The organism is Streptomyces sp. NPDC012935 (assembly GCF_042900345.1).
Classification (GTDB): Bacteria; Actinomycetota; Actinomycetes; order Streptomycetales; family Streptomycetaceae; genus Streptomyces.
This window is the reverse complement of record NZ_JBIBBC010000012.1, coordinates 64072-78665: the sequence shown is the minus strand read 5'-3', so window position 1 is coordinate 78665 and position 14594 is coordinate 64072. Positions and strand designations below refer to the sequence as shown.

Genomic DNA, 14594 nt, shown 5'->3' with positions numbered 1-14594 from the left:
TAAGGAGGACGTCGGTCCGATGCGTTATGTGACCAACCTGCCGTACGCGACCAAGGAAGAAGAACACGTCACGATTCCCATGTCCGACGGGGTCCTTCTCTCCGCGCACATCTGGCGCCCCACCTCCTCGGACCACGAGCCGGTGCCCGCGGTGCTGGAGTACATCCCGTACCGCAAGCGCGACCTGACGGCCGTACGGGACTCGATCCACCACCCCTACATCGCCGGACACGGCTATGCCTGCGTCCGCGTCGACCTGCGCGGCACCGGCGACTCGGAAGGCGTGCTGCGGGACGAGTACCTGGAACGGGAGCAGGCCGACGCAGAGGAGGTCCTGGCCTGGCTGGCGGAGCAGCCCTGGTGCGACGGTGGCACCGGGATGATGGGCATCTCCTGGGGCGCGTTCGCGGCGCTCCAGGTGGCGGCCCGCCGCCCGGCCGGCCTGAAGGCCATCGTCATCGCCTCCTTCACCGACGACCGGCACGCCGACGACATGCACTACATGGGCGGTGCCCTGCTGTCGGACAGCCTGGCCGAGGCGGGCACCATGTTCGCCTACGGCACCTGTCCGCCCGACCCCGCCGTGGTGGGCGACCGCTGGCGCGAGATGTGGCACGAACGGCTGGAACACACCGAGCCCTGGGTCCTTCCGTGGCTGCGCCACCAGCGCCGCGACGACTACTGGCGGCACGCTTCGGTGTGCGAGGACTACAGCAGCGTGCGTTGCCCGGTCCTGGCCTCCAGCGGATGGGCCGACGGCTACTCCAACGCCGTGACCCGGCTGCTCGGCCACCTGGACGTGCCGCGCAAGGGGCTGATCGGCCCGTGGTCGCACAAGTTCCCCCATCTCGGGGAGCCCGGACCCGCCATCGGTTACCTCCAGGAGGTCGTGCGGTGGTGGGACCACTGGCTCAAGGGCATCGACAACGGCGTCATGGACGGGCCCATGCTGCGGACGTGGATGCAGGAGAGCGTGCCGCCCTCCACCGCGTACGAGGAGCGGCCGGGGCGCTGGGTCGGCGAGCCGGACTGGCCCTCCCCGCACATCCGTGAGGTCGTCCACCCGCTCACCCGGCACACGATCGAACCTCCGCGGGACCCGGCGGCCCCGGCGGACCCGGCACCGGCCCATGACGGCGACGCGATGACCGTGCAGTCACCGCTGTCCGTCGGCCAGTTCGCAGGCAAGTGGGCCTCCTACAACGCGCCCCCGGACCTGCCGTACGACCAGCGCGAGGAGGACGGTGGTTCACTCGTCTTCGACAGCGAGCCCCTGACCGAACCGCTGGAGATCCTCGGCTCGCCGAGCGTGGAGCTCGATCTGTCGGCCGACGAACCGGTCGCCATGGTGGCCGCGCGCCTGTCCGACGTGAGCCCGGACGGCGCCGCGACCCGCGTCTCGTACGGCCTGCTGAACCTCACCCGCCGCGACAGTACGGAGTCCCCCGAGCCCCTGGAACCGGGACGGCGCTACCGCGCCACCATCCCACTGAACGGAGTGGCGCAGGCGTTCCCGCCGGGCCACCGCATCAGGCTCTCCCTCTCCACGTCCTACTGGCCCCTCGCCTGGCCGCCCCCGAAGCCCGCGCTGCTCAGCGTCCATGAGGGCTCCAGCACGCTCACCCTGCCCGTGCGACCGGTGGACGAACCCGACGAGGTGCCGTCGGCCCCCTTCGGCGAGCCCGAGGGAACACCACCGCTCGTCACCAGCCAGATAACGCCACCCGAGGAGCGCTGGGAGGTCAAGCGCGATTTGGTCGGCTATCACGCCCAACTGGACATCGTGAAGGACCGGGGCACGGTCCGCTTCGAGGACATCGGGCTCGAGGCCGACCGCCGCGCCCACGAGCGCTACGCGACGGTCGCCGACGACTTCACCTCGGCTAACGGCTCCTCCACCTGGACCATGAGCTTCCGGCGCGACGACTGGGACGTCCGGGTGGTGACGCACACCCAGCTCAGCTGCGACGAGACGGACTTCTTCGTGGATGCGACCCTGGACGCCTACGAGGCCGGCCGCCGCGTCTTCTCCCGCACCTGGAACGAGACGGTGCCGCGCGATCTGCTGTAGAACTCGGCGAAGCGCACGTGCGGGTTCACACACCGCACGCGAACGAGCGAGCCGAGCCATCCGCCCTACGGCCCGGCGGCATGCTCACGGAACTGCGCGCAGCCCTGGCCCGTCGCACCACCGCCGTCACACAGCCGGCCCCCTGACCAAGGGCCGCGAACTTCCTACCGGCAGACTTGCCCCGCGCGCGGGCCGCTCGGCTCGTCCGCGAGCCCGATGCGGGCAGTTACGCGTTTCCCGACCGACACCCGCTGGGCTTCGAAGTTCTCGGCAACGGCCATCACGATCTCCAGGCCATGCTGGCCCACGCGGCCCACGTCGGCCGCCCGGGCCACCGGCAGGACCGGATCGGAGTCCCACACCACGACTTCCACCATGCCGCCATCGACCCGCAGGTCCATCAGCACCGGTCCCGGCGCGTACTTGCGGGCATTGGTGACCAGCTCACTCACCACCAACTGCGTGAGATCCATGCTGCGCTGCGAGACCGGCAGACCGCGCTCATCACGCAGCCGGGCCAGGAAGCCAACAGCCAGGTGGCGCGCCTGGGCGATCGTTGCCCCGTCGCCTTCCAAAGCCACGGTGGTATGCATGGCCCTGCTCCCCGGTTTCGTGGCGTCTTCACCCGCCGGGCTTGGTCCCATCGTGGCTGTCCCGAAATCCCCGTTCACTTCAATTCCCCGTTCATTTCCCCCGCGCTTACCCACAAACGGGCGTGTAACGCCATACTCCGCTGTCGTATCCCCCACACGCAGGCATCGCCGCCACCGGGGCAGGCAGCACTGCAGGCGAAGCATGCCAAAGCACCCCATGTGCCAGGATCACCGACATGGCCGACGACGAGACGGCGGCTACCGGACACACTGAACAGCCGGGTCGGCCGTCGGTCATCTCCACTGCCGACGACGGCGTCGCGTGGTGACCCTCAGCGGAGAGATCGACCACCACACGGGCGGACCGCTGCGACAGGCCCTGGATGCCTCGAATACCGGCGGTCCCCGCGTCGTGATCGACATGCGCGGCGTCAGCTTCATGGACTCCACCGGCATCAACATCGCGCTCACCGGATGCCGCGCACTCTGCGAGGCCGGCGGCTGGCTGCGCCTGGCGGCACCGACCGACCCGGTGATGCGCACCCGGCAGATCGTCGCCCACGCTCGTCGTCCACGGCCGCCGAGACCGGTTCTTCCCCGTCGGCAACGGCGAGGCGATCGCGCGCGAGATTCCCGGGGCACGGCTGCTCGTCCTCGAGGAGGCCGCCACAGCGATCCCCGATGCGGCGGCCGGTCAGGTCGCCGAGGCGATGCTCCCGCTCGGGCCGGGAGCCGAGCGCCGTTGTGCCCGGCCATCAACCGGACCGCTCAAGAAAATGACCGGCGACTCACCGCGCTCGACGTGTACTGATACCACTACCAGGGCGCCCCAAGATCCCCAGTCTGAGCTGGACCGATCTCAGGAGCGCCCCTACGGCCCGGCGGCATGCTCAGTGACGGATGGCCGGCCGCCAGTCGACGTCCACCGAACAAAGGAAGTCCCCCATCTGACTTCGCACACGCTCGGCGCTGCCCTCGGCGCCCTGGCCCCTCGCCGCGACGTCCCCACCTCAGCCCATGCTGAACCGTCGGCTTCCTCCACTACCAATACGGCAACACGCTCACCCCGGAGTTCGGGCAGTTGGAGCATCCTGCGTGGATTGCCGCTGCGGCGATCCGGACGGGATCTTGGGCGTCTTCGGTGGCACGCATCGAGCAGAACTCGGGCATCAACAGACTTCGAACCACAGCGAAGCGGGGAAATGCCCCTCCCCGGCCAAGAGGCCGTCACGATGGGGCGCCGGCCGGTAGTCCGGAAAAACCGCCCGCATCTCGTCGGGCCTCTCATAGTGCAGGTGGGACATGCACGCGAGTATCCGGGCACGGCTGTTGTTCGCCAGGAAGGCCCGCACGAGCGAGGTTTCCGCCCAGTGCAACACGCTGTCCAACAGGTCACATTGATAGTCGTACGGTAGGTAAATATCGTGAACGTGAACAATGACGCCCGGCGCGAGACGCGGGAAGACCTCGAGAACGAGGAAGTTCACGTCCGAACCAGGCTTCACGACGTGGGACGAGTCCACGAACAGCACATCACCCGCGGCCAGGGAGGTGAAGGTCGCCAGACCTACGGTCTGGACCGGGACGCGGTGCAGGTGCACACGAGTGTCCTGGGACAGCCAGTCACGCGGGTACGGTTCGATACAGGTCACCGTCCCCGGACGACCGTCCTCGGCGTTCCGGGTGAGTGCTTGTAGCGCGATATGCGTCGAGACTCCACTGCCCACTTCGACGTATCGGCGCGGACACAGCGAGCGCAGGATACCGTGCAGGGCCTGTGCCTCGATATAGCCATATCCCGGGCCGAGTTCACCCGACTCCTCAAACACCTTATTTCCGCGGTATTCGTCGACGAATGGCTTACATGCCTTCTCGAGCCAGACCATCTGTTCATCGAGATCGATGTGCAGGCCGGGCAGACTGGAAGGGGCACGCCACAACTCGCGAGTTTCCGCCAGACCGCGCAGGTCCGGAGCAGAGGAGTAGTAATGGCGCGGTGCGACAAGGATCCCCAGTCGAGAGAGGGCCCTGTTCGCAGCGACCGCCTGGCGCTTGACAGCGCGCTTGACCTGCTGCCGAACGCTCACTGAAATTCGACTTTTCCCCATGGCCGTCAAATTATGCGATGCGGCATTCGGCATTCTCGGACACACCGATGTCCGTTCAGGTGATTTATGAGCCTTGAGCTGTGGCCGGCCTCGGTTGTCGGTGAACTCCGGCAGGCCCCGCTGCCATCGTGGCCCAGCCGGCCACCGGGATAATTCCAGCTGATCACGGCCTCAGCTTCGTCCCCGGTCAGCGCGGCCTGCCGTACAACCCAGTGCAACCCAGTCAGGGAGAGCTCCGACTCGCTCGCCCCCACCCCGATCCGCCCGCCGCTTGCGCCGATGCTGCTGCCAGCGAACGGTACGGCCGGCGCAGCCCGCTCTCGGCCCTCACGCGTGTCGGGGAGCCGGGAGCGGGCGCTGGGAGGCGGGTCAGGTCAGATGCCGCCGGCCGTGACACACAGCGGCTGGGTGCCCTTGATGTAGCTGCCGCCGACGTTCATCCAGAAGACGGCGCACCAGCGGTCACCGTGCGCACCGTCCTGGTATCCGGACCAGTAATGCGTACGGTCCTTCCACTCCCCGTCCGTGCTGTTGCTGATGGTGCCGCGCGGGCCGAACAGCTCCCAGTGGCCCAAGTTCGTTTTGGTGGAGGCGCGGACCTCCATTTTCACGACGTCGGCGTCGTACAGGTCACCCTCAAAGTTCACACACAACGTGTGAGAAATGAAAAGTGTGGTCGACTGACAACGTGTCCGGTCCTGCTGCGGTGCGGTCTCGGCGGCAGAGGCGGAGGCGGAGGCCATTCCCGCCAGGACGATTCCCGCGGCCATCGCGGCGGCCATGCGCTTCATGCTGTCGTTCTTCCTTTCGGAGAGAGCGTACGGAGTTTCCGGACGGATGCGTGCCGGGCTCAGGTGATGACCGGCTCACGTGATGACCGGCTCAGGTGATGACCGGGCTGCAGGCGGTGTCCATGAGGCCGCCCGCTTCGTAGAGACTGGCGCAGACGCGCGAGGCGTCGCGGGGCATCAGGACCGTGACCTCGAAGTTGGCTTCCTCGTCGCGCCTCGTGCCGCCCCACGAGCGGTCCCTGCTGAACATCTCCCTGTTCTGGGCATCCAGGACCCGCACGTGGATGCGCGGATTCCCCACGCCCAAGGTGGAGACGAAGTCCCCGTGGATCGTGTTGATGTACTTGGGCGACTGGGCGTTCCATTCGACGCACAGGACTCCAGTGACCCCCTGAATCCGGGTACAACCCCCGCCCACCGCGGCGGAAGCGGGCCCGGCGGACGCCATAGTGGCCAGAACGGCCCCCGCGCCTGCCAGGGCGAGACCTCGCCGGGTCAGCCGGACCCCCCGGCTCCGCGTCTTCCGATTCTCGTTTTTCTGCAAGGACATGCTGTGCCTTTCGGGATTCCGGTCAGGTGAAAGCCCGTCGGGAAACTACCGTGTTCCGGGCTCGGTTTCAGACTATGAATGGCGGACGACAGCCGTCTATCCGATCTCCGCCGAGTCGACCGCGCTTATCGGATCGCCCGGACTTCCCGGAGCCTTCAGGCCCCGGCGGATACGCCCCCGGAAAGAAGAACTGACCCCGGGATTCCCGGGATCCGTTTTTGAAATAGCCCTGAGTACGCCTCAACCGGCGGGCTCTAGCGCCTTTCGGCGGTGCGCGACGGCACCTGCCCGTACGCCTCGCGGTAGTACGCGGCGAACCGGCTCAAGTGGGTGAAGCCCCAGCGCGTCGCGACCTCGGCGACCGTCTCGGACGCGGAACCGTCGGCGATGCGCAGCAGGTCCCGGTGCACCCGGTCCAGCCGTACGCGCCGCAGGTGGGCCGCCGGGGTGGTCCCGAGGTCGATCCGGAAGCGGTCCTGGAGGGTACGGAGGCTGACCCGCGCCGCCGCGGCCATGTCCGCGACCGACACCGGCTCACCCGCATGTTCCTCGCAGTACGCCATGGCACGTCGCACGGCACGCGACAGCGCCGGATGGGCGTACGCGGGCAGGGCGGCGGAGTGGTCGTGCGGCTGGAGGTCCACCAGGCCGTGCACGAGGACCTGTTCGAACTGCGCGAAGGCCCGCACGGTCCCCAGCCACGCGACCACCGCCGGGTCACCGTCCGCGAGAGCGGGGGCAATAGGCAGGGCAGCGGCGGGATGCGCGCCGGTCTGCGCGGTGAAAGCGTTGTCCATCGCCGCCTCGGCGAAGTCGCCCAATCGACGCAGGTGTTCCTTCAGCGTACCGAGCCAGCCGTCGACGTCGACGTCGGGGCCAGGGTCGTTCCAGTCGGCGACGGGTCCTTCGGGGAGGCAGGCGATGTAATTACGGGTGCCGGGGAGCTGACGTAACAGCACGATTGCCACGCCCGTCAGCGCTCCCGCCTCCGGATCCGGCCCCCAGCCGAGCAGTTGGGCGCGCCAGCCCTCCTTGACGTCGGCCGAGGACGGGCATTGGAGGAAACCGGCGCCGAGGGCCGTGCCGCCGGGGGACGCGAGGAAGGTGCGGCACGTCTCCGCAGTGATGGTTCGCAGGACCACGCCCCGGTTCCGTGCTTGGCACACGCGGCTGGGCGGCACGAGCAGCGCTGACACAGTCTGAACCTCTCCCTCTCCCCGGGCCTGTCGCGGGGACGCAAAGGAGGTTCACAGCTGCCCATGACCGCTCCGTCCGGCGAATGTGACCGGACCATGACCGTTCCTCACCAGACGCCATCACATAGCTACATAGCGGATGACCTCGGCTTTTCCGCTTCACAGGCACGGCATCGCCGACTCACCCACCCGTTCTCGTCGCTCCCGGAGGTCCCGTTCGGACCGCACACCGTGGGCGACGTCGCGACGGCCCCCATTCACGCTGCAGCGTCTCCTCACCGCCCGGTTCGGCCGCGCCCTCCACGAGCATGAGCCGGCCGCGACATCCAGGTCGTTGGCTCACACCCGCCCGGCCAGCACCATCCGCCAATCGTCATGTCTGTTGAGGCAGGCACCGGGTACTCGGCTCACCCGCCTGTTCGTGCAGGGTCGAAGGAGACGGGGACGGGGCAATGACGGTTAAGGCGATGGGGTGGGCGCACTCGTTTCCCATGTCCGAGGGAGTGCGCGCCGGGCGAGAGTGGACACGCAGGCGTCTCGAGGCTCTGCCCTGGTCCGCTGCCGAACCGGACATGGTGGACGCCATCGTGCTGACTGTGTCCGAGCTGATCACCAATGCCCATATCCACGCGCACAGCGACGCACACCTGGTTCTCACGTGGGACGGCGAGTGCCTCCATGTGAGCGTCCACGACGAGGACCCGACGTTGCCGCGCCAGCGAGAAGCAGAGCCAGGGGCGGTTTCTGGCCGCGGAGTGGCGATTGTGCGGAAGCTCGCCGATGAGTGGGGACTGAGGTGCCAGCGGCACGGCAAGACGGTGACGGCATGCTTCCGCCCCGGCAACGACCATGTCGATGCCGACATCGACCGCTATGGCGACAACAGCAGTTGAGCTGCCCAACGGTGGAACCGTCTCTGGAGGAGAAGAGTCGTGTACCTGGCACGAGGATCAAGCGATGACCCCTACCTATGGCTCTGGGTTCTCGGCGCTCTCGCTCTGTACGCTCTGATCAGCTACGGCCTGACATATCGTGCCCGCGCCCGGCGCGGCTCCGTTCATCCGGCTCGCGACGCGCTGCACGACCTCAAGGACCGGGAGGATCCCCAACCGCCCAAGTACCGCTTCTTCAGCCGCGTGCTCATGCTGTGTGGAGCAGGGCTCACCGGTCTGGTCGCTCTCCTGACCAGCGGCGCCGTACGGGTCCTGGCGGTCGGACTCACTGGCGTGGTCGCGGTGGCCGTATGGGCCTACTACGACCACCGCACCGAAAGGCGTCACTCCACGCAGCGATGACGTAGCCCGGGCCCCGTCGGATGGGCGCGAGGGACTCGCTAGTGCCAGCCACTCCAGGGGGCTTGCCGCGCTTTTGGGGCCGGGGGCTTGAGGCCCGGGGGCCCGCCCTCAGCAGTTGTCCGCGTCGCAGCTGTCCGCGACTTCGGGGCACGGGACACCTGCTGGGCCCGCACAGTCCGTCAGAAGGGCATACGGCCGCGGGAGCGCCGACCTGCCGAACCGCTCCGGCTCACCGCGCGCGAACTGGTGTGAAAGGGCTTGCTGAAGAGCCGACCCAGAATGCCGGGCGCCTTGCCGCCGGCCCGCGCCCCGGCACCGAGCGTACGTTGTGTGCCGCGTTCGGGATGGCGGGAAAGACGAGGGACGACGAAGGCCAGAACGGCCAGGACCACGCACACGGCAACTACGGCGACGACCACCATGATCGGCTCCCTTCACTGACGGACGGACGCACGGGTGCCCCGTACTGTCGCTCCCATGTGAGGAGCAGACGCGTTATCGAGGGTTCGTCCGATCACCAACCCTCCCCCGCACCTGCCGCGGCACGCGTCACCATGCCGCGCCGTCGGCTCCTCCACTTGCTTCCGCGAGGCGCCGCTGCCCTTCGGCGGCCACGAGGCCGCTGCCGACGTGATCGCTCTCGGCACACACGCGTTGCTGGAACACCGGTGCGGTTGGAACACCTATCGCAAGAGTTGGTTCGACGCCGCTACAGGATCCCAGGATTGATCGGTTGATCGGTGCGTCCGCTGGAGCGGGCGCACACCCTCATCAGTTGTCCGTGGAGGCCTCCGGGCCTAGTGACACCCCCGACTCATCACGAAACAAGGGACAGGTGGTGTCGGACCTGAAGACGTCGAACATGTTTGCTGTCGGGCGGAGCGGCTACGCGATGTCCATGAACTCATCGAACAACCACACCACTCAAGATTCCGTCTCTGAGAAGGCGGCGGAGTCCAAGGCCCGTCGCGCCACGTCGCGGGCGACCGCTCCGGCGTCCAAGGCCGCGGGCAAGGCTGCCGACAAGACCGGTGAAGCGGCGTCAGCTGCCGTTGAGGCGACAGAACGGACGGCAAAGGCGACCACCGACGTCGTCCACACGACAGCCGAGCGTGTCGAGGCCGGTCGTCAGGCCCTCGTCGCCGCCTCAGGGCAGGCTGCCGCCTTCGCCAAGACGACCTGGACTCTCATCGCGAACCGCAAAGTTCTCGTCGCGGGCGTGGGCGCGGGGCTGACCGTGCTTGGCGCGACGTCTTACGCGGCGGGTCGGCGTGCGGGCAGGCGCACTCTGGGTCCGATCACCCGTATGACCGGTGGCCGGTTCTGACAGGCGCGGCGCGCCCATCCGCATTACGGCAAGCCCGCCAACGCAGTAGGGGCGGCGACTTCACACTGCCTGTGAGGCTGCGTGCGGTGTCGCCCCGCAACCCGTTCCTGCGTGACCTGGAAGCCGCCTCTCGCCGGGGAGGGGCGATCACCCAGTCGGTTGTCGTGCAGGCATTGGTCGAGTTCTACAACGAAGCCCAACTCGACGTCCTGCAACGTGTGCACGCATTGCTTTCGGACGACGACGCTGCCGGGCCGTGACGACGCCACGCGGGCTGGGGCCGAACCCATCGCGGGCTTCCGCCTATGACCGACGGGGATCGGATCAGCCGCCCGGCAGCACCGGTGTCTCGGTGAATGCCGTCTCATGCCAGTTGGAAGATCCCTTCGGGGCGGCGCGGGTGTCGATGGGCCGTTCACCAGAGGCCCGGCATCATGAACCTGCGATGCCGAACATGTCGTTCGAACCGCCAAACAGCTCTTGGGCCGATGTTGATCCCCTGGGATCGACTCGAAGACGCAGGTGAACAGCACGGCGTTTCGAGGGGACCGTCTACGCTGCAGGACGGTCGGCGACGCTTGTTGATCAGCGAAGCGATCGATCCGGATCCGCTGGGATCGGGCGCGCCCCTTGAGGAGGATGAATGGGCGGCAACGAACGCACGTCCGCGGCTACGCGGAAGAGCGCAGCCGCACTCCTGGCACGGCGCCGCCCGCGTTCGGTTCGCGCAGCCGTGTTGTTCCTCCACGGCGGCAAGGCGCACAGTCGGGCCACGTCGCGCGGGTGGTACCCCTCACCGGTCCGGATGAGACCCTTCGTGCGGGCTGTCGCCGCGGCTGTGCCGGATGACGATGTCCTGCTGGCAGAGGTGCGCTACAGGGTGTGCGGCTGGAACGGTGATGACGCTGATCCTGTCCACGATACCCAGCAGGCGCTCCGGGAACTGGCCGTGCTGGCCGAAGACGTACCGGTTGTCCTGGTCGGGCACTCCATGGGAGGCCGTGCGGCGTTGCGCGCGGCCGTCGCCCCGCGGGTACGGGCGGTCCTCGCGCTTGCGCCCTGGTGCCCGGACGGGGAGCCGGTGGCCCACCTGCGAGGCAAGGACGTGATCGTGCTCCACGGTGACCGCGACCGAGTCACCGATCCACACGCGTCGGCGTCGTTCGTGAGCCGTGCGCGTGCGGCCGGCGCACGGGCCGAGCTGAAGATCATGGCCGGAGGGGGCCATGCCATGCTCCGTCGGAGCGGACACTGGCACCGCACCGCCGCTTCGGCCGTGGTCGGCCTGCTGGCCGACGCACGCGCGGTCCGATGAGCCGTTCGCCGCAGCCTCGCGTGTAGTTGTGTGCCCGCCCCGGGGTCGCAGGCAGGCAGTACTCAGGAGGACGACAACGCACGGCATCGCAAGGCCCGTGCCCGGGTGGCGCACATCATCGGTTCGGATGAAGCCGCACTTTCCGGCGTGCTGCCGCAGCCGCCATCCCGATCAACGAGCGCCCGGCGCGCGTCAGAGCAAGGTTGAGGGGAACCTGGCCTGATGCGTCAGGGTAATGGGTCGTCAGAACGTCGATGAGCAGTAGGCGATCGAGTTCGGGGCGAAGTGACTGCAGCTCGCGTCCCGACGACTGGCCTTACGCCCGATCGTCCGGCGCGTGCAGTTGGCGTTCGTACCTGCAACATCGGAGCCATTGTCATGCGCCGCAAGTATCTTGCGCTGCATGACAATCGCTGACTATCTTGTACCGCATGACAAAGGGGCGACCCGCCAGCGGTGACCAGCGTCGTAGTCAGATGCTGCGCGGAGTGCTCGATCTGTGCCTGCTGTCGCTGATCGCCGAACGGCCGCGCTATGGCTTTGAGTTCGTGACGGCACTCGCCGACAGCGGGCTCGATCTGGTGAGCGAAGGCAGCATCTATCCGTTGCTCGCCCGGATGGAGCGGGAGGGGCTCATCTCCTCGTACAGCGCCGCGTCGGCCAGTGGTGGCGCCCCACGCAAGTACTACCGCCTGACCGAAGCGGGACGTACCGAACTGACCAGCGGCCGGGCCGTGTGGCACGCCTTCAGCGGGCGTGTGGGGCGGATCCTGACCGACAACGAACCCACGGGGGAAAGCGCACCATGACGGATCAGCGAACCATGACGAATCAGCAGGTGCTTGCGGTCTGCCGCAGCAATTGGGAGTACCGGGGCATCGACGACGGATCCGTCCGGGAGATGCTGGACGAGCTCTCCGCTCATCTCGAGGACGCGGTGGCCGCAGGCCGTACGCCTCAGGACGTAGTAGGCGACGACGTCAAAGAGTTCGCCGCGTCCTGGGCGCGGGCCCGTGCTCCGTTCCCCCGCCGACTGCTGCGCACGGCGGCGATGGTCTGCTTCGCGATCGGCTGGCTGATGCTGGCCATGTGCCTGGTCCGGTGGACCACCGAACGGGTCGTGACCGCTGACGAGGTCGCCTTCTGGGTCGTCGTCGCAGCGGTCACGGTCACCTGGGAGCTGCGGCGCGGCAGCCTGGGGTTCCGTAAGAATCTGGCGGTCGCTGCTGTGGCCGGCTTGACCGCAGTACTGCTCTCCCGGTGGCTGGTCGGAGACGGGGCGCTGTTCACGTTGCCACTGTGGGCGGCCCCGGTGCTGCTCCTTCCCGGACTGCCGTACGCCGTCGCAGATGCGCGGGGCAGAAAGAGCACCGCGCCCTGCGTCGACTAGGAGCCGTCCGTCCGATCATGCGGCTGTCTGGCTGTTGGCTCGTTGTCCCGGACTTGGGGCTAGGTGACCTAGAGGCCGTTTCCTTTGGTGTGATCGGTCGTTGAGCCGTGCATGACGGATCTGGTTGAGCGGTTGGTGCCGGACGAGTTATGGATGTTGTTTCGGCGGGTGGTGCCGCCGACGGAGGTGAAGCGCTCGCAGGGCGGGGGCCGGCGGCGGGCCGGTGACCGCGAGACCCTGGCAGCGATCATCTTCGTGGCCACCTCGGGGTGCACGTGGCGGCAGCTGCCGCCGGTGTTCGGGCCGGCCTGGCCCACGGTTTACCGGCGCTTCGCCCAGTGGAGCCGGGCCACGGTGTGGGCCAGGCTCCACCGAGTCGTCCTCGACGAACTCGGCGCCAGAGGAAAGCTGGACTGGTCGCGGTGTGCCATCGACTCGGTCAGCGTGCGGGCGGCAAAAGGGGGCCACTGACCGGACCGAATCCGACCGACCGCGGCAAGAGCGGATCGAAAATCCACCTGATCACGGACCGGAACGGACTGCCCCCTGTCGCTGGGCATCTCCGGTGCCAACATGCACGACAGCCTCGGCCTGAAGCCGCTCGTGCGCGGCATCCCGCCCATCCGCTCACGCCGCGGCCCACGCCGCCGACGCCCGGCCAAGCTCCATGCCGACAAGGGCTACGACTACGACCACCTGAGCCGATGGCTCCGCCAACGCCGAATCCGCCACCGCATCGCCCGCAAGGGCATCGAGTCCTCACAGCGTCTTGGCCGACACCGCTGGGTTGTTGAAAGGACAGCGTCCTGGCTCGCCGGATGTCGGCGCCTGCACCGCCGCTACGAGCGCAAGGCCGAGCACTTCCTGGCCTTCGTCGGCATAGCCGCAGCCCTGATCGGCTACCGCTGCCTCACCAACTGAAACGGCGTCTTGGGCCAGGACGGGCGTCAGTGCTGGACTTTGACGACGGTCTTGCCGAACTGCTGGTTCGACTCGAGGTGGCGGTGGGCCTGCACGATGTCCGTCAGGTCGAATGTGCTGTCAATGACGGGTTTAAGGGTCCCGGCTCGCAGTCCGGCTTCGACGAAGGCCTGAGCACGGGCCATGCGAGCTGGGACACCTGTTACGAAGTCGACGGCGAAGCCGTGGATGTTCAGCGGCCAGTTCAGGGGCAAGGGCGCGGGCCGGGCGTCGAGCCATCCGTAGACGATCAGCGAGCCGCCCGCGGCCACGGCGGTGGCGGTCTGGGCCAGTGTCGGGCCGGCGACGGCGTCGAAGACGATCGCGGCCCCCTGCCCGTCGGTCACGGCGTGCACCTGGCTGAGGAGGTCGTCTGCTTCTGTGGTGATGACGTGGGCGGCTCCGGCCAGGCTCAGCCTCTTGGACTTGGCTGGGCTGCGGGTGACGGCGATGGGGATGGCGCCGAGGTGGTTGGCGATCTGAATGGCCGCCAGGCCCACACTGCTGGAGGCCGCTGTGATCAGGACACGGTCACCGGGCTGGAGGCGGCCCACCTCGACCAGGGCGCCGTACGCGGTCAGGTACGCCGTCCATACAGCCGCGCCCGCCACCGCGTCCATCATTGCCGGGCGTCGCACAAGGGCGTGCGCCGGCACGTTGACGTGGTCGGCGTAAACGCCGTGCCGTGACATCTCCTGGTCGCTGAGGATGCTCACCGCGTCGCCGGGTGCGAAGCTTTCGGCGCCGAGGCCGACTGCCTCGACAGTTCCCGCGGCTTCGAATCCGAGTCGCGAACCCGGAAGGGTGGGCTGGTAGTAGTAGTCGCCCGAGCGGAAAAGGACCTCTGCCCGGTTCAGCCCGATGGCGTGGACACGGACCCGGACCTCGCCCGCCTCCGGAGCGCCGATGGGCACCTCCTCAAGCTTCAGGACGTCTGGTCCACCGAGTTCGTGGAAAAGCACTGCTCGTGCGTGTGTCGGCATGCTGTAGACGTTACG

At 68.0% G+C, this 14594-nt stretch carries 15 protein-coding genes and 4 pseudogenes; 11 read left to right on the top strand and 8 right to left on the bottom strand.

Annotation, left to right across the window (positions count from 1 at the left end):
- Window positions 1-19: 19 nt before the first annotated feature.
- Window positions 20-2071 (top strand): CocE/NonD family hydrolase, encoded by a 2052-nt coding sequence (locus ACFY5C_RS26670; RefSeq protein WP_389448194.1) that lies wholly within the window; start codon window positions 20-22, stop codon window positions 2069-2071.
- A gap of 164 nt (window positions 2072-2235) precedes the next feature.
- Here ACFY5C_RS26670 and ACFY5C_RS26665 read toward each other — a convergent pair whose 3' ends face one another.
- Window positions 2236-2664: an ATP-binding protein gene (locus tag ACFY5C_RS26665; protein ID WP_389448193.1), complete on the bottom strand. Its 429-nt coding sequence runs from the start codon at window positions 2662-2664 to the stop codon at window positions 2236-2238.
- A 322-nt stretch (window positions 2665-2986) separates the two neighbouring features.
- On the opposite strand from ACFY5C_RS26665, the pseudogene ACFY5C_RS26660 reads away from it, so the two are divergent.
- Window positions 2987-3160: pseudogene (locus ACFY5C_RS26660) on the top strand (STAS domain-containing protein); the annotation flags it as partial.
- 46 nt (window positions 3161-3206) lie between these two features.
- Window positions 3207-3389: pseudogene (locus ACFY5C_RS26655) on the top strand (alpha/beta fold hydrolase); the annotation flags it as partial.
- A 444-nt stretch (window positions 3390-3833) separates the two neighbouring features.
- On the opposite strand, the gene ACFY5C_RS26650 reads toward ACFY5C_RS26655, so the two are convergent.
- The 5 genes and pseudogenes from ACFY5C_RS26650 to ACFY5C_RS26630 form a co-directional block, all read right to left on the bottom strand.
- Window positions 3834-4772 (bottom strand): class I SAM-dependent methyltransferase, encoded by a 939-nt coding sequence (locus ACFY5C_RS26650; protein ID WP_389448191.1) that lies wholly within the window; start codon window positions 4770-4772, stop codon window positions 3834-3836.
- Between the two features lie 374 nt (window positions 4773-5146).
- On the bottom strand, window positions 5147-5563 hold the full coding sequence (locus ACFY5C_RS26645) for a hypothetical protein (protein ID WP_389448189.1): 417 nt from the start codon (window positions 5561-5563) through the stop codon (window positions 5147-5149).
- A gap of 91 nt (window positions 5564-5654) precedes the next feature.
- Window positions 5655-6011 carry a hypothetical protein gene (locus tag ACFY5C_RS26640; RefSeq protein WP_389448187.1) on the bottom strand — a complete coding sequence of 119 codons (357 nt, stop codon included), beginning with the start codon at window positions 6009-6011 and terminating at the stop codon, window positions 5655-5657.
- Window positions 6012-6367: 356 nt separating this feature from the next.
- Window positions 6368-6628 carry a helix-turn-helix domain-containing protein gene (locus ACFY5C_RS26635; RefSeq protein WP_389448604.1) on the bottom strand — a complete coding sequence of 87 codons (261 nt, stop codon included), beginning with the start codon at window positions 6626-6628 and terminating at the stop codon, window positions 6368-6370.
- 291 nt (window positions 6629-6919) lie between these two features.
- Window positions 6920-7309, bottom strand: a pseudogene (locus ACFY5C_RS26630) (peptidoglycan bridge formation protein FemAB); the annotation flags it as partial.
- A 452-nt stretch (window positions 7310-7761) separates the two neighbouring features.
- Here ACFY5C_RS26630 and ACFY5C_RS26625 point away from each other — a divergent pair.
- Together ACFY5C_RS26625 and ACFY5C_RS26620 are read left to right on the top strand one after the other, a co-directional pair.
- Window positions 7762-8202 carry an ATP-binding protein gene (locus ACFY5C_RS26625; RefSeq protein ID WP_389448185.1) on the top strand — a complete coding sequence of 147 codons (441 nt, stop codon included), beginning with the start codon at window positions 7762-7764 and terminating at the stop codon, window positions 8200-8202.
- 39 nt (window positions 8203-8241) lie between these two features.
- Window positions 8242-8604: a hypothetical protein gene (locus tag ACFY5C_RS26620; protein ID WP_389448183.1), complete on the top strand. Its 363-nt coding sequence runs from the start codon at window positions 8242-8244 to the stop codon at window positions 8602-8604.
- Between the two features lie 179 nt (window positions 8605-8783).
- Here the strand turns inward: ACFY5C_RS26620 and ACFY5C_RS26615 are convergent, their stop codons facing one another.
- Window positions 8784-9026: a DUF6411 family protein gene (locus ACFY5C_RS26615; RefSeq protein ID WP_389448182.1), complete on the bottom strand. Its 243-nt coding sequence runs from the start codon at window positions 9024-9026 to the stop codon at window positions 8784-8786.
- Between the two features lie 470 nt (window positions 9027-9496).
- On the opposite strand from ACFY5C_RS26615, the gene ACFY5C_RS26610 reads away from it, so the two are divergent.
- From ACFY5C_RS26610 to ACFY5C_RS26585, 6 genes and pseudogenes are all read left to right on the top strand, one after another.
- On the top strand, window positions 9497-9931 hold the full coding sequence (locus ACFY5C_RS26610) for a hypothetical protein (protein WP_389448601.1): 435 nt from the start codon (window positions 9497-9499) through the stop codon (window positions 9929-9931).
- An 86-nt stretch (window positions 9932-10017) separates the two neighbouring features.
- Entirely contained in the window at window positions 10018-10191 is a 174-nt protein-coding gene (locus tag ACFY5C_RS26605; RefSeq protein ID WP_389448180.1) for a hypothetical protein, read from the top strand.
- Between the two features lie 383 nt (window positions 10192-10574).
- Window positions 10575-11246, top strand: coding sequence for an alpha/beta hydrolase (locus ACFY5C_RS26600; protein WP_389448178.1), 672 nt, complete (start codon window positions 10575-10577; stop codon window positions 11244-11246).
- A gap of 431 nt (window positions 11247-11677) precedes the next feature.
- Window positions 11678-12055 (top strand): PadR family transcriptional regulator, encoded by a 378-nt coding sequence (locus tag ACFY5C_RS26595; protein ID WP_389448176.1) that lies wholly within the window; start codon window positions 11678-11680, stop codon window positions 12053-12055.
- A gap of 14 nt (window positions 12056-12069) precedes the next feature.
- The gene (locus ACFY5C_RS26590) at window positions 12070-12636 is read left to right on the top strand and encodes a hypothetical protein (protein ID WP_389448174.1); all 567 of its coding nucleotides are present in this window, start codon (window positions 12070-12072) and stop codon (window positions 12634-12636) included.
- A gap of 111 nt (window positions 12637-12747) precedes the next feature.
- Window positions 12748-13557, top strand: a pseudogene (locus tag ACFY5C_RS26585) (IS5 family transposase).
- A gap of 26 nt (window positions 13558-13583) precedes the next feature.
- On the opposite strand, the gene ACFY5C_RS26580 reads toward ACFY5C_RS26585, so the two are convergent.
- The gene (locus ACFY5C_RS26580) at window positions 13584-14579 is read right to left on the bottom strand and encodes a zinc-dependent alcohol dehydrogenase family protein (protein ID WP_389448172.1); all 996 of its coding nucleotides are present in this window, start codon (window positions 14577-14579) and stop codon (window positions 13584-13586) included.
- Window positions 14580-14594: the final 15 nt, after the last annotated feature.